Raw genomic sequence first — 26687 nt, forward strand, 5'->3', positions numbered from 1 at the left:
ATGGCTAGAAAATAGTTCGGTTTAAGTGGATCAGTTTTTAATTAATAAATGGCTCAATTTTTACTTGCGAAATACACTACTAGAAACTTTTAGCGGTTGGGATTTGCATGCTAAACCATAACTTTTAATAAGCTCCAAAAAATCATCCTCTCCGAATAGGATGATTTTTTGGAACTTATTGGAAATTTATGTTAAAATTGTGGAAATTCGGTTCTTTTATAAGCGGTATATTATATCTTGATCCAAATAGCATGTAAAAATATAGTATAAAGAAGGTGTTGAGATAATTTGTTTATCATTAAAGAGGATTTTGGGACATTTATTAAAAAGTATCCCATAACAGTACTAATAGTTGGAGTTTGTTCTCTTTTAACTATTCTAATTACAATGATGGGGGGCTATACAGAAAAAAATGTAGTGCTTTTAGGAGCATACGATAGAGATTTAATCCATAACGGACAATTTTGGCGGCTTCTTACATGTTCAGTTGGTCATATGAGTTATCCGTATTTTTTTCTTAATATTGTTTCTATTATACTGTTTTCATGGCCGCTTGAACGAACTTTAGGCAAAGTGAAATTCGTACTATGTTATCTATTTACGAGTATATTTACCACCATCTTCATACATTTTTTCTCTAATATTGATTATGTTGCAGGCTCTTCTGGATTCGGTTATGGCTTATTGGGTATGTACATTTATTTATCTCTAAAGTTTAGAAATCAATTTTATAAGAGGGATAGGCAGTTTATCTTTATGTTCGTAGCCATTGGTTTTATGATGACCTTATTAATACCATCCGTAAGTTTTTCAGGTCATCTTGGCGGATTCATTGGGGGGATCATTTTCGCTGCTTTAGTGTTTAAAAAGGAACAGCAAGTATTATTTTCTACATAACTGTAGTCTCACAGTTGTAATGAGAACGAGACATTAGAAATGTATTAAAACAAACGGGCGCTTTCTCTTACAAAGTGATACCCGAATAGTAGATACTTAAAAAAGTACCTATTCGGGTGTTGTTTAATTCGAATTCACTTAAATTATTTTAATTAAGATAGTTTCCATGCGGGTATTAAAGAGTGGAAATTAAAAAAGAAGCTCATAATAACATGTAATATTGAATAAATAGCTAACGTTAACAAATATGTCTTTAACCATGTTTTCACAGATTCTCTCAAGAATACAAAAAGCAATATCATTCCAACTGGGAAAGGTACTAAGATAATAAGCCACATAGGTGCCTTTAAGGCTTCAGTAATTGCACCTAATGATACTACCGAGGTACCAATAATAAAAGCATGAAAAACTGATAATCTATTCTTAAGTAATAAGCTACCGATTAAGTAAGATAAAGAAGTCAATACTATTGCTAAAACAAAGTCTAAATAATATTCCACTGGTACACTCCTTTTTAAATAGTGATTTTTGTTTGAATATTTTTTATTCTACCATTATTAAGAAATAGAAAAGTAAATTTTTTGTAAATATTTAACATCAAATAATGATGACAATTATTTGGAAATATATGTTAAAGTTTAAGCCGATTGAGTAGCCATTCCAATTGAAGAGTGGGGGAGAAATGTGAGAAATTGTCTCTCTATTTCTATCATTCTCATAGTATTTTTAGTATTAACTGGATGTAATCATAATTCCGTAGATAAAATTAAAGTGGATTCTTTCGATATTAGTTTGGGGCAGAGTTTATACAGTGGAGATAAAAAAGTAGAGAATGAAACTGTTCAGTCATTAGTTGATGCATACAATAGCATAGAATATATTGGACAAACCAACGAACAAATTAATTTTAGAAAAGCAATAACTATCACATTTGTTCTTAATGATCAGATATCAGGAACTTTAGTGATTGATGATAAGTGGATTTTTCACCTAAATGATAGTGTTGGAAATTATCAAATTGATCCAAATAATGAGATATATGAATTAGCTATGCAAGTATATAACGATTTGAAGCAAGAATACTCGAATTTTTAAGTACCAATTCATTTGTATTGTTGTTATTAATAATTAGATTAATATTTTTTCTAAATCTTCAAAAATTTATTTGACATTTTTTTTTGAAGCGCTTACTATGAAAATAGTTATTAGACATTAGAAAATTAGTTATTAGACGTTATTTAGAAAAATGAAAAGAGTTGTTCATATGGCACTAAGTAAAGATCGCCGTATTGGGAAACACGCCATCTTACTTTTGCTCTCTGAAGATTCAAGTGAACATGTGGCAATGCTCGAGCAGTTGAATTGGAAGAGTTGTACGGGAAAAGTTGGAGCAATGGATACGCATAAAGTCGTTGCTGCAATTGAAACAGCGGCAAAGAAAAATGGAGTGATTAATCCGGACCTTTATCGGGAATCACACGCATTATATCATGCGATAATTGAAGCGTTAAATGGGATAACGAGAGGTCAAGTACAGATAGGATCTGTCCTTAGAACAGTTGGTTTATCATTTGCTGTTTTACGTGGAAACCCATATGAAAATGAGCAAGAGGGAGAATGGGTTGCCGTTTCTTTATACGGAACAATTGGAGCGCCGGTTAAAGGCTCCGAACATGAAACAATTGGTTTAGGCATTAATCACATATAATTTGCCCATAGTATTTAGTTAATAGGGGGCTATATCAAGAAATCATTTTTAGCGATTTCTTTGATATAGTCCCCTTTTCTATTGTTACAACAGTGATCGAAGGGAGAAAAATAAATGGTTACATTAAATGGTCAAACACTTACTTTTTCTGATGTACGAAAGGTTTTATTTGAAGGAGAAAAAGTGGTTTATTCGGAAGAGAGCATGAGAAAGGTTCAGGAAAGTCGTAAAGCGGTTGAAAAAATCGTTTCTGAAGAGCGGATTGTTTACGGTATTACAACAGGTTTTGGGAAATTCAGTGATGTACTGATAGATAAAAAGGATGTTGAAGCGCTACAGCTCAATTTAATTCGTTCCCACGCTTGCGGGGTAGGAGAACCGTTTCCAGAGGTTGTATCGCGTGCGATGATTCTCCTTCGAGCAAATGCATTATTAAAAGGTTTTTCAGGTGTACGACCTGTTGTCATTGAAAGATTGCTAGAGTTATTAAACGCTGGAATTCATCCAGTAATACCTCAGCAAGGATCATTAGGTGCTAGTGGTGATTTAGCGCCGCTTTCACATTTGGCCTTAGTGTTAATCGGTGAAGGAGAAGTCTTTTATAAAGGCGAGAGAATATCTGCAATCGAGGCATTAAAGAAAGAAACTATTTTGCCGATCACTTTAACGGCTAAAGAAGGTTTAGCACTTATTAATGGTACTCAAGCAATGACTGCAATGGGAGTTGTTGCATACTTGGAAGCAGAAAAACTAGCTTATCAATCGGAACTTATTGCATCCATTACAATCGAAGGCTTACGGGGAATTATTGATGCCTTTGATGAAGATATTCATTTAGCACGTGGCTATAGAGAGCAAGTAGAGGTGGCAGAGCGCATTCGTGGTTATTTATCAAATAGCTCTTTAATAACAAAGCAGGGAGAACTTCGTGTTCAGGATGCATATTCAATCCGTTGTATTCCTCAAGTACATGGGGCTACATGGCAAACATTAAACTATGTGAAAGAAAAATTAGAAATAGAAATGAATGCTGCAACGGATAATCCATTAATTTTTGATAACGGAGAAAAAGTGTTATCAGGAGGTAATTTCCACGGCCAGCCAATTGCATTTGCGATGGATTTTTTAGCAATTGCCATCGCGGAACTTGCGAATATTTCAGAACGCCGAATCGAACGACTGGTAAATCCTCAATTAAATGATTTACCGCCGTTTTTAAGTCCTGAACCAGGATTACAATCAGGTGCAATGATTATGCAGTATGTCGCAGCCTCCCTTGTCTCTGAAAATAAAACATTGGCACACCCAGCAAGTGTTGATTCAATTCCTTCATCAGCAAATCAAGAGGATCATGTAAGTATGGGGACAATTGGAGCACGCCATGCCTATCAAGTCATTACAAATACTCGTCGCGTGTTAGCAATTGAAGCTATTTGCGGTTTACAGGCTGCAGAAATTCGTGGGAAAGATCAGATGGCTTCTGCTACCCGAGAAGTGTTAGAGAATGCTAGAAAAATTGTTCCGTATATTAATGCAGACCGAGTATTTTCGAAAGATATTGAAGGAATGAATGACTGGTTAAAAAATGGTTCCTTTCAATTTAAGAGAAGTAAAGCATTGATTTAGATAGATTAAGTTCAGGATGGGTTATTAAGATCACAATTAATAGGAGGGAAATACTATGAGCGAGACAACAAACAGAATTACACGTTTTAGAGGTGAAAAATTAAATACGAAAGGTTGGCAACAAGAAGCAGTACTTCGTATGTTAATGAATAATTTAGATCCAGATGTGGCAGAAAGACCGGAAGATTTAGTTGTATATGGAGGAATCGGAAAAGCCGCGCGAAATTGGGAGTCTTTTGATGCGATTGTGAAATCAATCAAAGTTCTTGAGAATAATGAAACGTTGCTTATACAATCTGGCAAACCAGTGGCAATCTTTAAAACCCATACGGATGCACCGCGTGTTCTCCTGGCAAATTCTAATATTGTACCTGCTTATGCAAATTGGGAAACGTTCCATGAGCTAGATCAAAAAGGATTGATGATGTATGGACAAATGACGGCAGGTAGCTGGATTTATATCGGATCGCAAGGAATCGTCCAAGGAACGTATGAAACATTTGCGGAGCTAGCGAAGCAACATTTCAATAATACACTTAAAGGTACTATTACAGTTACTGCAGGTTTAGGCGGAATGGGGGGTGCACAGCCGCTAGCTGTAACAATGAATGGTGGTGTATGTATAGCGATTGAAGTAGATGAAACAAGAATTGACAGACGAATTGAAACTCGCTACACAGATGTTAAAGCGTATAACTTAGAAGAAGCGATTCAGTTGGCTGAACAAGCAAAAAAAGAGGGGAAACCATTATCAATCGGTTTATTAGGTAACGCTTCAGAAATTTTACCTGAGATGATTGCGAGAAACTTTATCCCTGATGCATTAACAGATCAAACTTCCGCCCATGATCCGCTAAATGGTTATGTTCCATCAGGAATGACCCTTGATGAAGCGGCTGCTTTACGAAGCTCGAACCCAGAACAATATATAAAACTATCGAAAACATCGATGGCAACCCATGTAAAAGCGATGCTTGAAATGATGGAAAAGGGAGCAATTACCTTTGACTACGGAAACAATATTCGTCAAGTTGCGAAAGATGAAGGGGTAGAGAATGCATTTGATTTCCCTGGATTTGTTCCAGCCTATATTCGACCACAATTTTGTGAAGGAAAAGGACCGTTCCGCTGGGTAGCATTGTCAGGAGATCCGGAAGATATTTATAAAACAGATGAAGCTATTTTACGTGAGTTTAGTGATAACAAGCATTTATGTAACTGGATTCGTATGGCACAAGAAAAAATACAGTTCCAAGGCCTGCCTTCACGAATTTGTTGGTTAGGATATGGCGAACGTGCCCGTTTTGGAAAAATTATTAACGACATGGTTGCCAGCGGTGAGCTAAAAGCACCTGTTGTGATCGGTCGTGACCATTTAGATTCTGGCTCTGTTGCGTCACCAAATCGTGAAACAGAAGCGATGAAAGACGGTTCGGATGTTGTAGCAGATTGGCCAATTTTAAATGCAATGTTAAACGCAGTTGGCGGAGCTACTTGGGTTTCCGTCCATCACGGTGGTGGTGTAGGAATGGGATACTCTTTACATGCGGGAGTTGTAATTGTAGCAGATGGAACGAAAGAAGCAGAGGCACGCATTGAACGAGTATTAACAACAGACCCGGGTATGGGTGTCGTACGTCATGCGGATGCTGGATATGAACTTGCAAAGAAAACAGCCCGTGAGAATGGTATTAAGATGCCGATGCTTGATAAAGGGGACGATCAGTAATGACACGACCTATTTGGATTAAGCATGCAGCACAATTAGTGACACTTGCTTCTGATGAAAAGGGACCGCGCACGAAAGAAGCGATGTCTGACTTAGGTTTAATCGAAGACGGTAGCTTGTGGATTGAGGATGGAATCATTCAAGCTGTGGGGTCAACGAAAGAACTTGAAAAACATTATTCGGAAAGAATTCATGAAGCAGAAATTGTTGATGCCACGAACCATTTAGTCACTCCTGGATTAGTGGACCCCCATACCCATGTTGTTTATGGGGGAAGTCGTGAACATGAATTTGAAATGCGTCTTCAAGGTGCAACGTATATGGATATTATGAACGCTGGTGGAGGAATCCACGCAACAACCCGTATGACAAGAGAAGCGTCAGAAGAGGAACTAATTGAACAAACAACATGTCGTCTCGACTCCTTTTTAGCCCATGGTGTAACAACAGTTGAAGGGAAAAGCGGTTACGGGATGAATTTAGAAACAGAGCTTAAACAATTGCGAGTAATGAAAAGGCTTCAGGAGCAGCATGTTATTGATATCGTTCCTACTTTTATGGGTGCTCATGCGGTACCGCCTGAATATAAAGGGAGGGAAGATGAATTTGTCGATTATTTGATCCATGACATGTTGCCTGTCGTTGCGGAGCAAAAGCTGGCCGAATTTAATGATGTGTTTTGTGAAAAAGGTGTTTATACACCAGAACAATCAGAGCGGATTTTAGAAGCAGGAAAACGGTATGGTTTAATTCCGAAAATCCATGCAGATGAAATCGAGCCTTATGGAGGAGCAGAATTAGCTGCAAAAATAGGGGCTATTTCAGCAGAGCATTTGTTAAAAGCATCAGAAGAAGGGATAAAAGCGATGGCGAAGTCTGGAACTATCGCTTGTCTACTTCCAGCGACAGCTTTGTATTTACGTGAAGAGGCAGCTTTAGGAAGAAAAATGATTGACGAAGGAGTGGCAGTGGCGATTTCTACTGACTGCAATCCAGGGTCGTCACCAACAACCTCAATGCCACTTGTTATGAATTTGGCTTGTATTTCTATGCGTCTTACACCTGCCGAAGCGTTAACAGCAGCAACTTATAATGCAGCTTGTGCAATCAACAGGCAAGAACAAGTTGGATCCCTTGAGGTTGGAAAGCAAGCAGATATCGTGTTATGGAAAACGAAAAGTTATCAGGAACTTCAATATTTATTTGGTGTAAACCATGTGAAGTCTGTATGGAAAAAAGGTGTGAAGGTGGTTTAAGATGAGCAAGCATTGGCTTCAAGAACCTGAATGGTCATGGAATCACCCAGTGGAAAATCAACCAACGTTTGTACATCACTGGGTTCAGCAGCTTAAAAACATAAAACAAACACCCGATATGATTCTCTACGGTGCACCTATTTCGAGATCTTCCATTAGTGTATCTGGGGCTTCATTATACCCGTCAGAGTTTCGCCGGGCATGGAAAGGATTTGCCACATACAATTTGGACGAAAATGTGGATTTAACTGATTACCTGATTGCAGATGCTGGAGATGTAGCAATGCATATGACTGATATACCTTTGTCTCATCAACGGATTCAGGATGCCACTACTTACTTAGCAAAACATTATTCAAGTACAACAACATGTATGATTGGTGGTGATCATTCAACAACGGCATGTGCGGTTCGTGGGCTTAAGGAAGCTTTTTTAAATGAAACAATTGGAATTTTACAGCTTGATACCCATTTAGATGTAAGGGATCCGAAAGAATTGGGACCAGCAAACGGAACGCCAATTAGGCAATTAATAGATGGAAATGTTGTTAAAGGAGAAAATATCATTAACATTGGTTTACATGGCTATTTCAATGCAAAGCCATTGATTGATTATGCAAACTTACACAATATTCAAATGGTGACATTAAACCAAGCTCGCAAACGAGGGCTAATCAATATACTTCAAGAAGCCCTCGAGCAATTATCAGTGAAAGTAGATCGAATTTACGTAACAGTTGATATGGACGTACTAGATATATCAGTTGCTCCAGGTGTACCAGCCTCCACTCCAGGAGGTATGACATCTGTTGAACTGTTTGATAGTTTACTTGAAATCGGAAAACATCCTTCTGTTCAACATGTTGATTTTGTTTGTTTAGATCCTAGCAAAGATTCAGTAGTTGCTGAAACAGTTAAGACCGGTGTTTATGCATGGTTACAATTTGTTACAGGGCGTGTATTACAGTTAAAATAACTTAGTACTATTTTTATGATTGTGTATATAGTTTCTACTAAGGTTTATTTAGCCACAATTGGCGCATTTCTTTTAGAAATGCGTCTTTTTCCGTTTAAGAACCAGATTATAAAATAACTCCAAAAATTATATTGTATATAACTTAAAGTATCTAGTAAAGATTATGAAAAAATGTATAGAACGAGTTTCCTTTTAGAGTTTTTCTTTCATTATGGAGAATCTACGATAGTTCTTCTTTACAATTATTTATCTGTTCTTTACACGAAGAACAAACACACTTAAAAATATATTCGTAAATTATTAGTTGTATACAACTTAAATACAAGAAGGGGTGAAAATAATTATTAATCATACTTTTAAGTAGACTAAAAGGAATTTAGTAGGGTGTTAAAGGTTTAATGAGTGGAGTTTAAAAATTTTTAAAGTTCTAACAAATTCTAAGGATTCCATTAATAATTGTTAAAACATTTCTAAAAAGGAGATAAACGAAAAGATGAAAAGCTTATCAAAATTCTTTTTAACAGTAGGACTTGTAACCACTTTGGCAGCGTGTGGGAATGGAGGAAGTTCATCATCATCATCTGCATTGGATGATAAAGCAAACAAGGGTTGGCCTGAAGAACTGACATTAGTTCAAATGCCAAATGAAAACAATCCAAATGCAGCTTCCATGCATACAGCATTGAGAGATCATCTTTCCGAAGAATTAGGAATTGAAGTGAAAGAGTTTGAAGGTGGTAGTTACGCTGTTGGAATTGAAGCACTAGCAAGTGGAAATTTAGATATTATGCTAGCTAGTCCGATGAGTTATTACCAAGCCAACCAAAAAGCTGGAGCGGAGTTGTTAGTAACTCCTCAGGTAGAGGGTTATGAATATTATACAGCGTTTATTACAAAGAAGGATAATGAAGAAATTAACAATATGGAGGATTTAAAAGGAAAGAACTTTGCATTCGTAAATGCGGCTTCTTCGTCAGGTTACTTGTATCCAAAAGGAACGCTAGTTCAAGAGTTTGATTTAGATCCAGATCTATTAGAACAATCTGGCTACTTTTTTGAAAATGTTACTTTTTCAGAATCCCACGCGAATAGCGTAATGGGTGTACTGATGGGGGACTTTGACGCAGTGGCAGTAGCGATTGGTCAAATGGATAGTATGATTCAGGCAGGTACAATTAAGGAAGATGACTTTAAAATTATTGGGCGAACACAGAATATTCCAGATGCTTCTTATATTATACGCGGGGATTTACCTGAAGATTTTAAAGAGGCTATAAGAGAGGCGTTTGTTTCTTTTGAAGATGAACAATATTTTGAAGCAGTTCATAATGATCCAAATGCTCGCTTTGTAGAGACTGAACAAACTTATTATGTTCCTACAATTGTAATGCTTGATGCCATTAATGCGTTAGAGGATGAGAAATAATGAAACCATTACTATCGATAAAAAATTTAGTTAAGGTCTATGGTAAAGAAACTCGTGCCTTGAATGGAATTACTTTAGATTTTTTCCCGGGTGAATTTATTGTTATTATCGGTCCGTCAGGGGCAGGAAAATCCACGTTTATCCGCAGTATCAATCGACTTGTAGATCCTACCAAAGGGGAAATTATTTTCGATGGGCAGAGTGGGCGAAAATTAAGAAAAGAACGTTCTAAAATAGGGATGATTTTTCAACATTATAATTTAGTTGGCAGAACAAATGTAATAAAAAATGTTCTTCATGGCCAATTAAGTAATATTCCTTTATATAAGAGTTTGTTAGGGCTTTATCACCATGAAGATAAGAAAGAAGCAGTTGAGCTTTTAAAAAAAGTGGGATTAGAAGACCAAATTTATAAACGGGCGGATGAGCTTTCCGGTGGTCAAATGCAGCGGGTTGGAATTTGTCGAGCGATTTTACAGAGACCTAAGTTATTACTTGCTGATGAACCGATTGCATCATTAGACCCGCTCTCAGCTAATATAGTGATGCAGCAGCTTCATACAATTTCTCAAGAAAAGAAATTGACATGTATTGTGAATCTTCATCAAGTAGACTATGCCAAAAAATATGCCACACGAATTATTGGGATAAAAAAAGGATTAGTTGTATTTGATGGAGCACCATCCCAATTAACGGATTCAATCATTAAAGATATCTATGAAGGAAAAGAATCACAAATGAAGCTAAAGGGAGAAAGCGAAACCCATTTTGTTGAAAAAAGACAACCAAAACAATTGGCGGTGGGGCAGAACAATGAATAAGCAATTAATTCATAACATCCCTCTCGATCAAAGAGATTCTAAAAAAATCTTTGTATTTGTAGTAGTTTTTTTTGCTCTATTGATATTTTCCCTTGTATATTTAGAGATTTCATTTATAGAGATGCTTGTGGGTTTACCAAGCTTTGTAATGTTTTTCTTTGAAAACTTCTTTCCTCCAAGTGTGGAGAATCTACAACAATATATTCCAGCGATGGTCGAAACGCTTGGTTATGCGGTAATATCAACATACATTTCTACGATTATTGCGTTTGTTTTTGGAATATTAATCTCGGAGAATACCAATAAAATTAAATCATTACGAGTAATTACCCGTGGTTTTGTTTCGATTTTACGAAATATCCCTTTCATTATTTGGGGAGCTTTATTAGTTTATATTTTTGGTATAGGTGGGATTGTTGGGGTTTTGGCGTTGATTCTAGTAACAATTGGGTTTTTAAGTAAAAGTTATGCTGAATCAATCGATGAAATTTCTGGAGATAAGCTTGAGGCATTACGTGCTAATGGTTCATCTTATTTTCAAATCTTGTTTCATGGTGTGATTCCACAGTTTGTTCCTTCTTGGATTAATTGGACGTTATTTGCTTTTGAAATTAATGTCCGAGCGTCTGCAGTTTTAGGTATTGTTGGAGCAGGTGGTATTGGGGTTTTAATTGATACAAATATTAATTTGTTTAAATACGGCGAAGCAATTACCATTATTGCTGTAATCGTCATAATTATTTTATTAACAGAGTTCGTAACTAATTCAATTCGTAAACGATTCGTTTAAATAAAGTTAGGAGATTGAAAACACAATGGAGCACATTCGAGTCACTTCAAAAGGAAGTGTTGGTAAGTCGATTCTTCTTGTTCTTATATTGGGTGCTGTGTTTATTGCAGCTTTAATGTTTATCAACTTAGATATTCAAAAGTTTTTTGAACGGTTACACAATGTTCCCGAAGTATTAAGTAGAATGATGGCGGTTGATTTTACAATTGTTCCTGATGCACTTTTGAATATTGTAACTAGCTTAGCATTGGCTTTGTTAACATTGGTTGTAGCTGTTTTTATAGCCATGTTTTTAAGTTTTTTAGCGGCATCGAATATTGCACCGAACCGATTTGTAGCCGTATTTATAAAATCCTTTTTTGCGATTGTTCGTTCTGTTCCTTCATTAGTATGGGGTTTAATGGTGATTGCGAGTCTAGGTTTTGGTAATGTATCAGGCTTTGTTACAATTTTGATTTCTGCGGTCGGCTATTTAACGAAAACTTTTACAGGGAGTATTGAAGAGACGGGTAGCGAAATTATTGAAGCTATGAAATCTACAGGAGCTTCATGGTTCAAAATTGTTTATCACGGATTGATTCCGCTTTGTATTACTGCTTTTATTTCTTGGATCACTGTCTGCTTTGAATCCAATGTTTCTGAATCAATTGGTTTAGGAATTATTGGGGTAGGCGGGATTGGACTTTTATTGACACAAGCCATTAATACATATAACTATGCGCAAACAACTACTATTGTAATAATGATTTGTTTACTCATGGTTGTACTAGAACTAGTAATGACGAAAATAAAAAATAATATAAAATTTGGAAACAGTTGATTGTTGAAGGAGACTAATATGATGAAAAATGCAAAATTAAATTGGGTTCGATTGCCCATCGCTAGTCTAGAAAACTGTAGAGAGCTAGGTGGCTATAGCACAAAATTTGGGCAACAAACAAAATGGCATTCTTTTATTAGATCAAGTGAAATGAGTAAGCTTACTCAAGAGGAAATAACTTTTTTAAAAGAATATGGGGTTAAAACCGTCATTGATCTTCGTGGGGAAGATGAAGTTGAGTTGCATAAAAATCCACTTGCAAATGCAGACTTTTGCCATTATTATAATATCCCCTTTATTACTGAAAGGGTATCGGATATTACGATATCTACAGAGAAGGTTTCAATGGGAGATTTTTATGTTGATTTATTAGAGCAAAAAAACACTTCATTGAAGGAAATTTTTAATACGATTGATCAGGCAGAAGAGGGCTGTATCGTCTTTCATTGCGCGGCAGGTAAAGATCGAACAGGTATCTTGGCCATGTTGCTATTAGGCATAGCAGGAGTAGAAAAGAAGGATATCGTTTCAAATTATGAAGTAACTTACTCTAATTTAGAGTCCATTCAACAAAAAGATAATCAATTTGGAAAGATTCCAAGGGAGTTCATGTATTCTAATCGAGACTACATTCTAAGAGCCTATGAGTATATTCTACATACTTATCAAAGTATTGATCAATTTTTAATGGAAAAAGGTGTGGAACAGGCTGTGATTAGTCGAGTGAAAAAACGTTTAATAGGTTTAGAGGAAACTGTTGCATTATAGAAAAGTTTAAAAGATTAGTGAAAGAAGTGTTAAGCACTTCTTTTTTTCTTTATAGATATCAAAAACAACAAATTAATAATTTATAAATAACCATATTATGGTTTAAACAATCTAACTTTTATAAATCAATTATTATATAATAGATTTGTGTTATTTGTGTTACTTCCGATTTGAATTTGATGGAAGGGAACATATCCTTGCCGAAAACTGTAAGAATTATTGTGTATATCAGTTGAAAGGAATTGTAAAAATGACCCAACACTCTCTTGTTGACATAGCTTATACGAAAATTCGTGAAAATTTAATTACTGCAAATTATATGCCAGGTACACTATTATCAGAAAATGCATTAGCAAAAGAACTAAATATGAGCCGAACCCCAATAAGAGGTGCGATCTCACGTTTAGAGTCTGAGGGATTTGTCACATCTATTAAAAATCGTGGGATTTTTGTGAAGGAAATCTCTATGAAAGAATTGTTAGACATCACGCAAGTAATCCTTTTTTTACAAGAGTTTACTGTAGATGAAGTTGAGGCAAGGGGGCTTTGCTTCGATCTTGAAAATTTGAAAATGTATTTAGACATGCAACTGGAAGCAGAAAAAAATGATGACTATTATCAGTATGTTCAATGCTCTATTCTTTTTACTCGATGTATGATTTTATCTGCAAACAATAAAATTATGCTAGAATTCATAGATTCGTTGAAAGATAAATGGATTCGAATGGCTATGGTTAATTGGAAATTGACACCTAATCAAAAGCATTATTCAGGAAATCAATTAAATAAGTCAATTTATGACGCTATTTGTTCACAGAATTATTCTAGCATTAAGCAAATTTGTAGAGACACATTTTTAAAAAACCGCGAACGAATTATAATGACCACAGCTTTTTAAATCCTTCTTGAATAATAATTGAAGTATGACTTTCTAGAATATTTTCAAAAGGATAATTCGTATCTAATTTGTTTAAAATAATATTTCCTATAAAAAAACCTCCAGATGTTTAGATTTTTGTTTAACATTTGGAGGTTTTATTTTTGGAATACTTAATAATAAAAGAATTTGGAATTTATCATAAACTAATAATTTACAAGTTTCAGCAATTGCGCTTTTATATGGCTATCTCCCGAAATTTACTAAATTGATACATTCCAATATTACCGCCCGAAATGAAAAGAACTACTTTATCACTAGGATTCAATTTGATAGTACCTTGTAAGAAAGCGCCTAAAGTGATACATGAAGACATTTCAGCTAATAATTTTCCTTTTGTTAAAAATAACTTAGTGGCTTTAAGAATATTTTCTTCATCTTTATATTTTATTATTTATGTTTTGATTTTTTTAGATTTGAAGGTTTTCTTTATTTCCATCATCTGATATCGGATACTATTGTCTTTGTAAAAACTTTTACGGAGGATGATTAGGTTTATGAGGAAGTTTAACTGTAAATTCATTTCAATCTGAACGAAGAGAATAATAAAAATCTGGGTTAAAATTAGATCAACAATATATATACTTTCAACTAGAGGATGGATATGGAAAGCAATATCATTATTTTGTAATTTTACTTCTAAAATCTAAAGGCAAAATGAGTTGATTCATGTTATAATCTATAAACATAAGGATCCTTATTTTATTGTAAAATATTCAAAGCCGGTGAAATTTTACTCGTAAATTTCACCGGCTTTTTATTTAGAGGAGGGGTTTGTCCCAGCCTCTTTTTTATGTAAAGAACCGAAAATATTCATGTTTTACTTAATTACTATTATTTTTGACTAAAAGCAATTTTTAAACCGATTAAAGTAAATAAAGATCCTTGAATAATGTTAATTTTTTTAGCTATAGAATTGTTTTTACGAAGGAAATTTCCGACTTTACCTGCAAAGATGCTTATTAAAGAGAAGATTACTAAAGATTGGATTAAAAAAATGATTCCTAAGATAAGCATTTGAATCGGAACATTACCATTTTCATAGTGAATAAATTGTGGGAAAAAGGCTAGGAAAAACAATGAAACTTTTGGGTTTAATACGTTCATTATAATTCCTTTTTTATATAAGGATTTGTATTTTAAATTATCTTCGTTATGAAGATTAAAATTCGAACTTTTTTCTCGAAATGACTTAAATGCTAAATATAATAAATATGCTGCGCCTGCATATTTCACTACCGTAAAAGCAAATGCAGATTGATAAATGACAGCCGATATTCCAATGGTTGCAGCTGTAATATGGACCAACAATCCTGTGCAAAGTCCTAGTGTAGTAAAAATTCCTGCATTTTTGCCTTTTGCAATACTCTGTGCCAAAGTAAACAGGTTATCTGGGCCAGGCATTAATGTAAGAACAATTGCAGCACCTAAAAAGGATAATACTGTTACAATGTCCATATTTATCCCTCCGTTTTTTAAAGTTAATTATATTATAGTCGTGTGAAATAATATACCCCATTTTTTAGTTATTGGGTATCAGGAAATGTTGGGAAGCTACAAAGGAAAAACATCGATAAAAAGAATACTACAGCAGTATGAATTCATATCATAATCAATAAGTATAAATAACTTAATATCAATTTCAGATAGAACGTTAGAATTATTTTTAAATTTTTAATAAAAAGTAATGAAAAAATTTTCAGAAAAATATTGTTTTCTAAGCTTATACTTGTTATCTTTAAATTACTTTAATCGTATTTCGTACTTATGTACGCAATACGTACATAAGGGAGGGTTTATATGGAAGCGCATACAAAGGATAAGGTGGCGGCGACTACAGTAGAAGCAGTACCAAATTTATTAACGCCACCAGAAACTTTAGGACAAAAAATGAAACAAGTTGGACCGGGAATTGTTGTAGCAGCAACCGGGGTGGGTACTGCTGATTTAGTTACTTCAATTGTTATCGGCACTCAATTTGGTACAACTTTTATATGGGCAATATTAGTTGGCTCCATTTTAAAATACTTCTTAAATGAAGGAGTAGGAAGGTGGCATCTAGCATCCGAACGCACGATGGTACAAGGATGGCATCAACTTGGTAAATGGGCTACTGGTTATTTTGGAATTTATTCTATCTTTTGGGGATTTGTTTACGGAGCAACTGCTGCCTCGACTTCTGGAATGGCCATGCACGCCATTTTCCCAAGCATACCATTATGGGCTTGGGCAGCACTTCATGCTGTTGCTGGATTTTTACTCGTTTGGTTTGGTAAGTACCAAGTAGTCGAAAAAGTGATGACGGTATTAATCGGTATCATGTTCCTTACAATTATCGGTACTGCTTTGTTGTTCCTACCAAGTTTCGGAGATTTTATAAGCGGTTTCGTTCCGCGCGTTCCGGATGGATCATTTATGTTAATGATGGGCTTAATAGGTGGTGTAGGTGGTACAATTACAATGGCTTCCTATGGTTATTGGTTAGCTGAAAAGAAATGGACAGGGCCAAAATGGGTTTCAACAATGCGCCTTGATTCGAAAGTTGCTTATACTTTAACTGGGATCTTTACAATTGCTGGCTTAATCATTGGTGCTGAATTTTTATTTGGGACAGATGTTAATTTACGGGGAGATCAAGGGCTTATTGATTTAGCAGGATTGTTAGGTCAAGAGTTTGGAGAACCGATGAAGTGGGTATTCCTAGGTGCCTTTTGGTCTGCAGCCTTTTCTTCCTTATTAGGAGTTTGGCATGGTGTTCCATATTTATTTGCTGATTTTGTTCAAACAATTCGTCAAAAGAAAGATGCACCACGTAAGCAAGTACATGAGACGGATAAAGCTTATCGTTTCTTCTTATTCTGGTTAACATTCCCACCAATGATTCTTTACTTCTTTGGTAAACCAGTAGAACTTGTTATTATATACGGTGCGCTAGGCTCGTTATTTATGCCGTTTTTAGCTATTTCTCTATTAATCTTATTAAATTCTAAAAAAATCGATGAACCATTACGTAATAAAGCATTACCAAATATCATTTTAGTTGCCTGCGTTGCAATGTTTGTCTATTTGGGTGCGAATGAATTAATTAACATCCTATTCGGTTAAAAGGAATCAGTAACTGTTCAATACAGTTGCTGATTTTTTAATGGACAAAATTTAGAATAATAGTTTCAATTCATTAGCACTTTTTATAATAAAAATTTTGCTAATGGTAAATAATATGTTTCTTTCTTTTGAAAACTATTATATTATCTAATATATAGATAGGTTTTATCGAAAAAATAGATTAATTAATGAGGTCTTAAAAGGAGTATCATATTATGATGACGACAGAATTTCGTATTGAAAAAGATTTTCTAGGTGAAAAGGAAATACCGAAGGATGCTTATTATGGTGTTCAAACGATGAGAGCAGTCGAAAACTTTCCAATTACGGGTTATCGAATTCATCCGGAACTTATTAAATCTTTAGGTATCGTAAAAAAAGCTGCTGCACTAGCTAATATTGAAGTGGGTATGTTAAGTAAAGAAATTGGGCAATACATTATTCAAGCTTGTGATGAAGTGATTGAAGGGAAATGGAATGGCCAATTTATTGTAGATCCAATTCAAGGTGGAGCAGGTACGTCCATCAATATGAATGCAAACGAAGTAATTGCAAACCGCGCGTTAGAATTAATGGGAGAAGAAAAAGGAAACTATAAATTAATCAGTCCAAATAGTCATATTAATATGTCTCAATCGACAAATGATGCTTTCCCAACTGCAACACATATCGCCATATTAAGCTTAATGGACCAATTATTAGAAGCTACTAAAAAAATGCAAAAATCATTCGTTGCTAAATCGAAGGAATTTGCAGGTGTCATTAAAATGGGACGAACTCATTTACAAGATGCAGTGCCAATTCTATTAGGACAAGAATTTGAAGCATATAGTCGTGTTATTGCCCGTGACATTGATCGAATGTCTCTTTCAAGACATCATTTATATGAAGTGAATATGGGAGCAACAGCCGTTGGAACAGGGTTAAATGCGGATCCAACTTATATTGAAGCAGTCGTTCGAAATCTTAGTGAACTAAGTGGATTCCCATTAAAAGGTGCTGAACATTTAGTCGATGCGACACAAAATACGGATTGTTACACAGAAGTATCCGCTACATTAAAAGTGTGCATGATTAATATGTCTAAAATTGCAAATGACTTACGTTTAATGGCTTCTGGTCCAAGAGATGGTTTATTTGAAATCGAATTACCAGCTCGTCAACCAGGTTCATCGATTATGCCAGGTAAAGTAAATCCTGTAATGGCGGAAGTAGTTAACCAAGTGGCATTCCAAGTTATGGGGAACGATTTAACAATCTCAGCGGCATCTGAAGCAGGCCAATTTGAATTAAATGTAATGGAACCAGTGCTATTCTTCAATTTAATTCAATCGATTTCAATTATGAGTAACGTCTTTACTGTCTTTACTGAAAAATGTTTAGATGGTATTAAAGCGAACGAAGAACATTTAAAAGAATATGTTGAAAAAAGTGTCGGCATTATTACGGCAGTAAATCCTCATATTGGATATGAACTTGCTGCTCAAATTGCAAAAGAAGCGATTGCAACAGGTGCTTCTGTACGTGAACTTTGCTTAAAATCTGGTGCATTAACAGCTGAACAACTTGATATGATATTAGATCCTTATGAAATGACCCATCCTGGTATTGCAGGTGGCAAAACTTTAGTAAATAATTAAATTTCTAAAAGGAAATAATGCCTTTATATTGGATTTGGAGAAAGTATACCAAATATTCAATATAAAGGTTTTTTTTAAATTGCACGAATCGGAAATCTAGTTAGTATAAATACGTCACTAGTTTATGAAATATTAAAAATCCTGTATATTGTGAACTGAATCCCAATTGTTAGACAGTTGGAGGTACAGTTTTTATATGGCTTAATAATTACATAGAATGGAAGAGGTATTATTATTTCAAAATACTTTTTAAAGTCATTGAAATTTGAATTTTTAAACATCATTACTAGTTGTAAAGTATAGGGTGTTTTGGAAATAAATCGATGTAATAGTAATTAGAATGTTCACTTATCTGAATATTAGTTAAACATATTAAGTAATTAAATAATAGTTGCATCGTCCATAAAATTATAATAATATAGAGAATGTTTTCTATGCTTTTAAATCATCATGCGGATTTAGTTTTTAAGGAAGTTTAGTTTAAAACGATCGTTTAGTTAAATTATGTTGGTTATCAATCAGCGTTTAACACCATTAACTTGCGGAAATAGCTGAAATTATGATTTCTAGCATTAATTTTCGCAAAAGTGGTAGCGGTTTCATAATTCTTTTTATAATAAAGAATTATTTTGATGAACAATATAAGACCACTATTTTGATTTGGAGGAAAAAACTTGACAATTATTATAGGAATTTTAGGCATCCTTGTTTTAATCGGTATTTCGTGGGTGATGTCTAATGATAAAAAGAATATCAATTATCGCGCAGTTGGCATCATGTTAGCTGTACAACTTTTTTTAGCTTGGTTTATGCTGAATACTACAATTGGAAAAACGATTATACAAAAAATTGTAGATGTATTTAACAAAATCCTATCATTTGGACATGAGGGCATTTCATTTGTATTTGGTGACTTGTCACAAAAAGGTTATTTTTTCCTTGATGTTCTCATGATGATTATTTTTATCTCTGCGTTACTTTCAATTTTAACTTATACAAGAATTTTACCGTTAGCTATTAAATATATTGGTGGTTTTGTGGCAAAGATTACTGGACTACCAAAGGTTGAATCATTCGTAGCGGTTAATTCGATGGTATTCGGAGATACAACAGCCATTCTTTCTGTACAGTCACAAATACACAAACTTAGTCCAAATCGTTTGTTTATCGTTGCAACCTCGTCACTTGTAGCGGTATCATGTTCTACACTTGGAGCTTACTTGCAAATGATACCTGCTGAGTATATGTATTGGTCGCTCTACCGATTAATGTTTTTTCAGGTTTAATTTTATCTTCCATCGTATGTCCAGTTACAAAAGAAGAAGATTACGATATTGATGTAAAAGAAATGATTCCTGAAAAGTCATTATTTGAAGCGATTGGTAATGGTACGATTATTGGTGGTAGAACAGCTCTTATTGTAGGTGCAATGTTAATTACGTATATGGCATTATTGGCATTGATCAACTTTGTTTTAGATGGAATAGTAGGTATGACTTTCCAAGAAATTGTAGGTTATATTTTCGCACCGATTGCCTTTATTATGGGTATACCAACGTCTGAAATTGTTGAAGCTGGTTCAATTATGGGTACTAAAGTAGCTGCTAATGAATTTGTAGCAATGCTTGACTTTGTGAAAATTTTCCCTGATATGTCTACAAAAGCAGTAGGAATTGTTTCTGCATACTTAATTTCATTTGCTAACTTTTCTTCTATTGGAATTATTTTAGGAACTGTTCAAGCAATAAATCATGACCAAGCTAGCCAGCTTTCCAAAGTTGGACTAAAAGTATTGTTAGTAGCAACAATGGGATCTATATTAACTGGAACAATTGTTGGACTATTTCTTTAAAGATTAATTTCACACGCACGTTGATTTGAAAATGTTTTTGTAAAAAGATATAAAATATCCGGCTTAGCATTTGTAATGAGTAGAAATTAGTTGGTAAATAGAAGTAGAAGGAATCCGCCAGTTTAAATTAGAATATATATTATATCAATTCTGTTGTTTACCATTACTATAGATTAAAATATTTACTAAATATGCGAAGTGAAAAATAGAAAGGAACAGACAAATACTGTCTGTTCCTTTTGCATGTGTATACAACTATTTTGAAATTTAAAGAAGGATAAAAGAACCGAGTTAGGATTTCTCCTAAGCGGTTCTTCCATTAGCGTTATAGAATGGATGCTTTTTTAGCGCTTTTTGGCCACAAAAAACCGATAAAGACACCGACTAGGGCTGGTAATATCCATCCAAGCCCAATATCGTAAAATGGTAAGTTATCCATGTAGAATGATTTAATCGAATCAAATAAAGGGATTGATGCACTTGGTAAATTGTCGATTAACGTCGTGTAACCATCGAAGAAGCTTACACAAAAAGTAAAGAACATGGCGGTTGCGTAAACACTTTGCTTATTGCCGAATAAAGAAGAACAAAGGGTTAATAAGATTAGGACAATCGCTAATGGATACAATAACATTAATACGGGAACCGCATATTGAATAATATTGTTTAGACCGAAGTTAGCAATTAGAAATGACATGAGACATAAGATTAGAACAAATAGTTTATAACTTACTTTAGGACAAATCTGATTAAAAAACTCGCTGCAAGATGTGATTAATCCGATACTCGTTTTCAAACAAGCGAGTACAATAATGACAGCTAATAAAATAGAGCCAAGTGATCCGAAATAATGTTGAGCCACGGCAGAAAAAATCAAGCCTCCATTATCATATGTTCCGATAGCAGACACGCTTGATGCCCCCATATAGGTAATGAGTCCGTAAATAAGCACCATTAGCAACATGGCGAATATCCCTGATTTCCAAGTTGCTTTCGCAATCTCCTTTGAATCGGTGATGCCTTGTCCCTTTATTGCATTTATAACAACAATACCGAATGCGAGTGATGCAAGAGCATCCATCGTGTTATACCCTTCCTTAAAGCCTGTTATAAATGCCAAGTCACTATAATCACCAGTTGGATTATTGAAGTGACCCATTGGTTTGACAATGGCTATGACAATTAACATGAATAAAAATAGTAAAAAGGCAGGGGTTAAATATTTGCCGATATAATCGAGAATTTTTGCTGGATTTAACGAAAAGTAATAGACAATTGCAAAAAATACAAAGCTAAATAACCCAAGATATAAACTACTATGTACTGGATTAATATATGGTTCAAAACCAACCACAAATGGGACTGTTGCTGTTCGTGGGATTGCAAAAAACGGCCCAATGGTTAAGTAAAGTGCCACAGCGAATACGACTCCAAATAACGGATGTACCCGACTAGCTATATCTCGTAGCCCGTTACTCCCGGATAAACCTATTGCTAATATCCCCATAAAAGGTAATCCGATTGCGGTTATAAGAAACCCAATTAATGCCGGCCAAAAATTCGTGCCAGCTAGTTGGCCCATTTGGATCGGAAAAATTAAATTTCCCGCACCAAAGAACATACCGAACAACATCGTGCCGATAATAGCGTATGTAGAAAATGATAATTTTTGTTGCATACTTGTGCTCCTTCTAGATGAATTTGATTTTTTATTCTAACACCTTTTTTACGGATTAGCTATAGCAATAAAATAAACTTAAGAGAACTTTGATTATTGAAGAATTTAGCTTCTTAATGATTATCCTAATATTGGAGCTGTTAGAACTCGCAAATTGAATATGTAAAAATAGTACAAGTCCAATTATTGGTTTGTACTATTTTTTATTATATTTCTTTACTGAATGAGCAAATTAATAAAAAGTAAACGAAGCTCGGACATTCACCATTTTAAACCATCATTGCTATCCTCCAATAATTCACCCTATGGTCAAACCCAATTGATAGGAGTAAACATGAATGAAATTAAAACATTTAATTAATGCTCTTGAAGTTGATATAAAACCTGATATAGCAGATTTCCCAATTAAAGGAGTGGCAGATAATTCTGGAGACGTGTCAAAGGATTACCTATTTGTCGCTATTAGTGGTTTTACATCGAATGGCCATGATTATATTGATGATGCCGTTAAGCGGGGGGCTTCTGTCATTGTAGGTGAAAAGGATTTTCATTCTTTACCGGTACCTTATATAAAAGTCGCCAATAGTCGGAAGGCGTTAGGAATTATTGCAAGTCAATTTTATCAAGACCCATCAAAAAATAAAATAATGATTGGAATAACAGGCACAAATGGAAAAACGACCACTAGTTTTATGATCAAACATATTTTAGAAAGTAACGGTTACACATGTTCTTTATTCGGTACGATTCAAAATATGATAAACGGTGAAGTGTTGGACAGTAGAAATACCACTCCTGGTTCTTTAGTGTTGCAAAGGCTTTTATCAGAAAGTAATGATGAAATCGTCATAATGGAAGTTTCATCCCATGGCTTATCCCAATTTCGAACTGAAGGGATTACCTTTGATATTTGTCTTTTTACAAATCTTGACCATGAACATTTGGATTATCATGAATCGATGGAAGATTACTTTCAAACAAAGTTAATGTTATTCGACTATTTAAGAGAAAATGGACATGCCATTGTGAATACTGATAATGATTGGGGTAAAAAGTTAGTTGGCAAATTAAAGGAAAAAAAAATCCTTGTGCATACGTTGGGACAATCTGAAAGCAATCAATTTCAAATACTCGATTTAAATATTAAAAGTGCCACCCTTGTCCATGTAGCAGAAGAAAAGGAAATAATTGAAATTTCATCTCCTATGATAGGTGTCCACAATATGTATAATACGATAATGGCGTATATCACAGCTAAATTGTTAGGAATTAAAAAGGAGTTCATTATTCAAGCCATTCAACAATTTAAAGGAGTCAAAGGGAGATTTGAAATTATATCCTTACATAATCGAGCTACTGTGATAGTGGATTATGCTCATACAGCGGATGCAATCTATCATTGTTTAACGACTGCCAAAAAATATGGTGCAAAACGGATTATCCATATTTTTGGCTTTCGTGGAGATCGGGATGAAAGTAAGAGAGAAGGGATTATAAAAGTTTCCACTGAACTAAGTGACCAATTTATTTTAACTGTAGATGATTTGAATACAGTTCCTTTAAATGAAATGATGGACATCTTAAATCAACTAAATAACGATTATGGGAACAATAAAGGGATTGTATTACCCGATCGAACGGAAGCAATCAAGTGGGCTATTGAAAATAGTGAACAAGGTGATTGGATTATCATTACTGGAAAAGGACATGAACAGTACAAACAATCATTTCGTATACCTACTCATTCAGATAAAGAAACGGTTTTATATATCGAAAATAGAGAAAAAAGGAGTAGTATGTAAGAGGGAAGCAATTGAGCTTGCCTCTTTTTTATCATGAACACGCTATTCTAGAACTTTTTTATATTTTTGAACGTCATAGTACAAAATTTGATATTTCCATAATTTGAAAACAAAGAGGAGGGATTGTTGAGTTTGAAAAAATTAATCATTACGGTCGCTATATTAATGGTTTTGGTCATTTGTATCGCCATAGTTGCTTTTCAAGAAGACGGTCAAACTACTTTATCGACACCAGAACAAATTTTTGAAGAACAAAAGGAAACAGAAAATCCATCAGCCGAGTTGGAGTTGGACCCATTACACCCCATTTTGACTGAGGATTCAATTGGTTATTCATTACAAAGTGACGAACTAAACATAACTTATAATAATGGGAAGAGTTGGACTACCGTTCCTGTTGCAATAAGCGATTTATTTTCAGGAGAATATAATGGGAATCAGCAAGAACTGATCGAAAATAGTTTTGTTCTTAACAAAGAAAGGGCTGCTTTTTTATATACCGATGGACAAAATTTGGCGAGTCAACGGGTTGTATTAAAATATTCCATGGATCAGGGAAATACATGGCAAGATGGAGTCGTTTCGGAACAGTTTCCAGTGTTACGTTTTCGGAAAGTAGCTTTTTTGAATGATCAATTTGGCTATGTCATTTTATCAGGAGACCGGACTATGTCACAAGAATATTCCGTCGTTTTTATAACGAATGATGGAGGAGTAACGTGGAAAGAAACGAATGACTCTGGTGTAACGCGCTTAATTTCAGATGGTGGATTTATCGATGAAACAACTGGTTTTTTATCCTTTGGAACGATTAATCCTGAAGAACCAGACTTTTATGTTACACAAAATAGTGGCGAGTCATGGACGAAATCGAACATTCAAATTCCAACAGAATTCAAACAAATTTTCGTTACCGCGGAAATTCCTTTTAAAGAAGATGACCATTTAGCTGTACTTATCAATCAAGGACCGAATGGTGATTATCAAGGTGGGAAAGTAAAAGGAAAATTTATCTCAACAGATAATGGTCTAAATTGGACATTTCAAAAGGAGGTAGTACCTTGTGAATAACAAAGGGAAAAGCATTGACGTTATAGCATGGGTACTATTCTTTTTGGCAATAGGTTTCTTTTGCTTGCAAGTAGGTTACTTTTTAGGCCATGAAAAATATCAAATTGAATATATTGATAATCGTTTATTTTACATAATCAACATTTGTTTTGTTATATGCTTATTTTTTGCTGTTGTATTGCTTCTTCGACTTAATAAAATATCACTTTGGTTTACTTTCATTATCGGGATTGTGTTGATTGCTGTGAATATCGGATTATGTATTTCGAATAACCAACAAGTTCGAAATATAGTCAGTATATCACCGGATTTTAAACATGTACTATCCATTAAAGAAGATCGAAAAGAAGGGGAGTCGATTTATTATCGGTCATCTTTTCTTATTTTTGCGCGGCCAACGGAAAAGTTACCGTATGAAATGAATGGAGAATTTAAAGTGGAATGGTTGGCTAATGATATTGCGGCTTTTACATACAAAGCAAAGAACCAAACCGTTCATCAATTTATTGCTACTTATGGTGATCGAAATAGCGGTTTATCTTATTATAATGTAGGTCCGGAAATTCAAGGGAAATGGCAAGGTGGAGACTTAGAAATGATAAGTGATACGGATGGTATAACGGTTATAGAAAAAAAGGGTATTACAGAGCGGTATGATTGGGATCATATTGTACAGTTTGGCACTTTGGCTATTGTGTTAATGAAAAATAATGAACCTGTTTGGACAATTGCTTTGGATACAAATTTTAAAGTGGAATCCGATTCTTCAAAATTTCCAACAAATGAAATTATTTTATATCGAGCAACTATGGAAGAAAATCAACCGATTCAAATGCAATTTAAAGGTCTAAATTAATATTAAGAACATCAATTTAAGTAAAAGAAATAAATGAAAAGTAAAAGGGAAGGGGTATATCCCTTCCCGGTAAAAGGACATTATTCGGCTGTAGGTTCTTCTTCTGTAGCGACTTCTTCTTTTTTATCCTTTGATAAAAACCAACCGGCTACTGCAATGGAGATTAATACAGCGTAGAAGATTAGTTTCCATTCCGTTGAATGGGCAAAATCATGAGATATAACTCCGATTTCTGGATGGCCTAATGTTAATACTGCAAGTTTGACACCAACCCAACCAACGATGGCAAAGGCAGCTATTTCAAGTCCAGGTCTTGAATGGAGTAGTTTTACAAAAAGGTTTGCAGCGAATCGCATTATGATTAACCCTATAAAACCACCTATAAAGATAACGAGGAATTTTCCTCCGTCCATTCCACCAATTTGAGGTAGAGTTGTATTTGGAAGCGTCATGGCTAGAGCAACTGCTGCTAAAATGGAGTCGATCGCAAAAGCGATATCAGCTAACTCGACTTTTATAACTGTTCCCCAAAAACCAGATTTTTTCTTTTCTTTTTCATCAGTTTCTTCTTCTTTCTTTTTAAAGAAAATTTTCCTTACAATGTGGTTAATGGCGATGAATAAAAGATATAATGCTCCGAGTGCTTGAATTTGCCATACATCGACAAGAAAAGAAATGATAAATAATGAAGCAAAGCGGAAAATAAAAGCACCGGCTAACCCATAAAATAGGGCCTTTTTCCTTTCCTTTTCTGGAAGATGTTTCACCATAATGGCTAAAACGAGTGCATTATCCGCTGCTAGTAACCCTTCAAGTCCAACTAAAAGTAGTAATACCCAACCGTATTCCAATAATAAAGATATATCCAATTTTAATTCCCCCTTAATTTATAATCCAACTATTTATAAAAAACATAAGTGATTACCAAT

General features: G+C 34.6%; 22 protein-coding genes and 1 pseudogene. 19 read left to right on the forward strand and 4 right to left on the reverse strand.

Features of this window, described 5'->3' with window-relative positions:
- Positions 1-288 precede the first annotated feature (288 nt).
- Positions 289-897 (forward strand): rhomboid family intramembrane serine protease, encoded by a 609-nt coding sequence (locus ACH0B5_RS03915; RefSeq protein ID WP_406927418.1) that lies wholly within the window; start codon positions 289-291, stop codon positions 895-897.
- A 152-nt stretch (positions 898-1049) separates the two neighbouring features.
- Here the strand turns inward: ACH0B5_RS03915 and ACH0B5_RS03920 are convergent, their stop codons facing one another.
- Positions 1050-1397: a hypothetical protein gene (locus tag ACH0B5_RS03920; RefSeq protein ID WP_122971227.1), complete on the reverse strand. Its 348-nt coding sequence runs from the start codon at positions 1395-1397 to the stop codon at positions 1050-1052.
- Between the two features lie 184 nt (positions 1398-1581).
- On the opposite strand from ACH0B5_RS03920, the gene ACH0B5_RS03925 reads away from it, so the two are divergent.
- The 12 genes from ACH0B5_RS03925 (at position 1582) to ACH0B5_RS03980 (ending at position 13715) form a co-directional block, all read left to right on the forward strand.
- Positions 1582-1992, forward strand: a complete 411-nt coding sequence (locus tag ACH0B5_RS03925) for a hypothetical protein (RefSeq protein ID WP_406927419.1) — start codon at positions 1582-1584, stop codon at positions 1990-1992.
- A gap of 169 nt (positions 1993-2161) precedes the next feature.
- Entirely contained in the window at positions 2162-2605 is a 444-nt protein-coding gene (hutP, locus tag ACH0B5_RS03930) for a histidine utilization transcription antiterminator HutP (protein WP_122971225.1), read from the forward strand.
- 114 nt (positions 2606-2719) lie between these two features.
- Positions 2720-4231 (forward strand): histidine ammonia-lyase, encoded by a 1512-nt coding sequence (gene hutH, locus ACH0B5_RS03935; protein WP_122971224.1) that lies wholly within the window; start codon positions 2720-2722, stop codon positions 4229-4231.
- Positions 4232-4286: 55 nt separating this feature from the next.
- The gene (hutU, locus tag ACH0B5_RS03940; protein WP_122971223.1) at positions 4287-5960 is read left to right on the forward strand and encodes a urocanate hydratase; all 1674 of its coding nucleotides are present in this window, start codon (positions 4287-4289) and stop codon (positions 5958-5960) included.
- Complete coding sequence (gene hutI / locus ACH0B5_RS03945; RefSeq protein WP_406927420.1) at positions 5960-7216, forward strand: imidazolonepropionase; 1257 nt, start codon at positions 5960-5962, stop codon at positions 7214-7216. Before hutU ends, hutI begins: the two co-directional genes overlap by 1 nt.
- 1 nt (position 7217) lies before the next feature.
- Positions 7218-8192, forward strand: coding sequence for an agmatinase family protein (locus tag ACH0B5_RS03950; RefSeq protein ID WP_341362089.1), 975 nt, complete (start codon positions 7218-7220; stop codon positions 8190-8192).
- A 493-nt stretch (positions 8193-8685) separates the two neighbouring features.
- Positions 8686-9618, forward strand: coding sequence for a phosphate/phosphite/phosphonate ABC transporter substrate-binding protein (locus ACH0B5_RS03955; protein WP_406927421.1), 933 nt, complete (start codon positions 8686-8688; stop codon positions 9616-9618).
- A complete protein-coding gene (phnC, locus tag ACH0B5_RS03960) occupies positions 9618-10439 on the forward strand; it encodes a phosphonate ABC transporter ATP-binding protein (protein WP_341362091.1) in 822 nt (273 codons plus the stop codon). The genes ACH0B5_RS03955 and phnC overlap by 1 nt, the downstream gene beginning before the upstream one ends.
- The gene (phnE, locus tag ACH0B5_RS03965) at positions 10432-11229 is read left to right on the forward strand and encodes a phosphonate ABC transporter, permease protein PhnE (RefSeq protein WP_341362092.1); all 798 of its coding nucleotides are present in this window, start codon (positions 10432-10434) and stop codon (positions 11227-11229) included. The genes phnC and phnE overlap by 8 nt, the downstream gene beginning before the upstream one ends.
- Before the next feature lie 25 nt (positions 11230-11254).
- A complete protein-coding gene (locus ACH0B5_RS03970) occupies positions 11255-12049 on the forward strand; it encodes a PhnE/PtxC family ABC transporter permease (RefSeq protein WP_406927422.1) in 795 nt (264 codons plus the stop codon).
- A gap of 21 nt (positions 12050-12070) precedes the next feature.
- Complete coding sequence (locus ACH0B5_RS03975) at positions 12071-12817, forward strand: tyrosine-protein phosphatase (RefSeq protein ID WP_341362094.1); 747 nt, start codon at positions 12071-12073, stop codon at positions 12815-12817.
- A 250-nt stretch (positions 12818-13067) separates the two neighbouring features.
- On the forward strand, positions 13068-13715 hold the full coding sequence (locus ACH0B5_RS03980) for a GntR family transcriptional regulator (RefSeq protein WP_122971215.1): 648 nt from the start codon (positions 13068-13070) through the stop codon (positions 13713-13715).
- Between the two features lie 873 nt (positions 13716-14588).
- Here the strand turns inward: ACH0B5_RS03980 and ACH0B5_RS03985 are convergent.
- Positions 14589-15212 carry a LysE family translocator gene (locus ACH0B5_RS03985; protein WP_406927423.1) on the reverse strand — a complete coding sequence of 208 codons (624 nt, stop codon included), beginning with the start codon at positions 15210-15212 and terminating at the stop codon, positions 14589-14591.
- Positions 15213-15554: 342 nt separating this feature from the next.
- On the opposite strand from ACH0B5_RS03985, the gene ACH0B5_RS03990 reads away from it, so the two are divergent.
- From ACH0B5_RS03990 to ACH0B5_RS04000, 3 genes and pseudogenes are all read left to right on the forward strand, one after another.
- Positions 15555-16859 carry an Nramp family divalent metal transporter gene (locus ACH0B5_RS03990; protein ID WP_341362096.1) on the forward strand — a complete coding sequence of 435 codons (1305 nt, stop codon included), beginning with the start codon at positions 15555-15557 and terminating at the stop codon, positions 16857-16859.
- Between the two features lie 215 nt (positions 16860-17074).
- Positions 17075-18499, forward strand: coding sequence for an aspartate ammonia-lyase (aspA, locus tag ACH0B5_RS03995; RefSeq protein WP_406927424.1), 1425 nt, complete (start codon positions 17075-17077; stop codon positions 18497-18499).
- 674 nt (positions 18500-19173) lie between these two features.
- Positions 19174-20351: pseudogene (locus tag ACH0B5_RS04000) on the forward strand (NupC/NupG family nucleoside CNT transporter).
- A gap of 325 nt (positions 20352-20676) precedes the next feature.
- Here the strand turns inward: ACH0B5_RS04000 and brnQ are convergent.
- Positions 20677-22029, reverse strand: coding sequence for a branched-chain amino acid transport system II carrier protein (brnQ, locus tag ACH0B5_RS04005; RefSeq protein WP_406927425.1), 1353 nt, complete (start codon positions 22027-22029; stop codon positions 20677-20679).
- A 338-nt stretch (positions 22030-22367) separates the two neighbouring features.
- Here brnQ and ACH0B5_RS04010 point away from each other — a divergent pair, with 338 nt between their 5' ends.
- The 3 genes from ACH0B5_RS04010 (at position 22368) to ACH0B5_RS04020 (ending at position 25758) form a co-directional block, all read left to right on the forward strand.
- Positions 22368-23831: a UDP-N-acetylmuramoyl-L-alanyl-D-glutamate--2,6-diaminopimelate ligase gene (locus ACH0B5_RS04010; protein WP_122971209.1), complete on the forward strand. Its 1464-nt coding sequence runs from the start codon at positions 22368-22370 to the stop codon at positions 23829-23831.
- Between the two features lie 132 nt (positions 23832-23963).
- Entirely contained in the window at positions 23964-24902 is a 939-nt protein-coding gene (locus ACH0B5_RS04015; RefSeq protein ID WP_122971208.1) for a WD40/YVTN/BNR-like repeat-containing protein, read from the forward strand.
- Positions 24895-25758, forward strand: a complete 864-nt coding sequence (locus tag ACH0B5_RS04020; protein WP_122971207.1) for a hypothetical protein — start codon at positions 24895-24897, stop codon at positions 25756-25758. The genes ACH0B5_RS04015 and ACH0B5_RS04020 overlap by 8 nt, the downstream gene beginning before the upstream one ends.
- A gap of 80 nt (positions 25759-25838) precedes the next feature.
- Here ACH0B5_RS04020 and ACH0B5_RS04025 read toward each other — a convergent pair whose 3' ends face one another.
- Positions 25839-26627 (reverse strand): TerC family protein, encoded by a 789-nt coding sequence (locus ACH0B5_RS04025; RefSeq protein WP_406927426.1) that lies wholly within the window; start codon positions 26625-26627, stop codon positions 25839-25841.
- Positions 26628-26687 lie beyond the last annotated feature (60 nt).

The sequence above is a fragment of the Ureibacillus sp. 179-F W5.1 NHS genome (assembly GCF_045369345.1).
In the GTDB taxonomy this organism is placed as follows: Bacteria; Bacillota; Bacilli; order Bacillales_A; family Planococcaceae; genus Ureibacillus; species Ureibacillus halotolerans.

Bases quoted from the DNA above. Each gene is read 5' to 3' on its own strand.
- hutP (WP_122971225.1), top strand. From the start codon at position 2,162: ATGGCACTAAGTAAAGATCGCCGTATTGGGAAACACGCCATCTTACTT.
- hutH (WP_122971224.1), top strand. From the start codon at position 2,720: ATGGTTACATTAAATGGTCAAACACTTACTTTTTCTGATGTACGAAAG.
- hutU (WP_122971223.1), top strand. From the start codon at position 4,287: ATGAGCGAGACAACAAACAGAATTACACGTTTTAGAGGTGAAAAATTA.
- hutI (WP_406927420.1), top strand. From the start codon at position 5,960: ATGACACGACCTATTTGGATTAAGCATGCAGCACAATTAGTGACACTT.
- ACH0B5_RS03950 (WP_341362089.1), top strand. From the start codon at position 7,218: ATGAGCAAGCATTGGCTTCAAGAACCTGAATGGTCATGGAATCACCCA.
- ACH0B5_RS03955 (WP_406927421.1), top strand. From the start codon at position 8,686: ATGAAAAGCTTATCAAAATTCTTTTTAACAGTAGGACTTGTAACCACT.
- phnC (WP_341362091.1), top strand. From the start codon at position 9,618: ATGAAACCATTACTATCGATAAAAAATTTAGTTAAGGTCTATGGTAAA.
- phnE (WP_341362092.1), top strand. From the start codon at position 10,432: ATGAATAAGCAATTAATTCATAACATCCCTCTCGATCAAAGAGATTCT.
- ACH0B5_RS03970 (WP_406927422.1), top strand. From the start codon at position 11,255: ATGGAGCACATTCGAGTCACTTCAAAAGGAAGTGTTGGTAAGTCGATT.
- ACH0B5_RS03975 (WP_341362094.1), top strand. From the start codon at position 12,071: ATGAAAAATGCAAAATTAAATTGGGTTCGATTGCCCATCGCTAGTCTA.
- ACH0B5_RS03980 (WP_122971215.1), top strand. From the start codon at position 13,068: ATGACCCAACACTCTCTTGTTGACATAGCTTATACGAAAATTCGTGAA.
- ACH0B5_RS03985 (WP_406927423.1), bottom strand. From the start codon at position 15,212: ATGGACATTGTAACAGTATTATCCTTTTTAGGTGCTGCAATTGTTCTT.
- ACH0B5_RS03990 (WP_341362096.1), top strand. From the start codon at position 15,555: ATGGAAGCGCATACAAAGGATAAGGTGGCGGCGACTACAGTAGAAGCA.
- aspA (WP_406927424.1), top strand. From the start codon at position 17,075: ATGATGACGACAGAATTTCGTATTGAAAAAGATTTTCTAGGTGAAAAG.
- brnQ (WP_406927425.1), bottom strand. From the start codon at position 22,029: ATGCAACAAAAATTATCATTTTCTACATACGCTATTATCGGCACGATG.
- ACH0B5_RS04010 (WP_122971209.1), top strand. From the start codon at position 22,368: ATGAAATTAAAACATTTAATTAATGCTCTTGAAGTTGATATAAAACCT.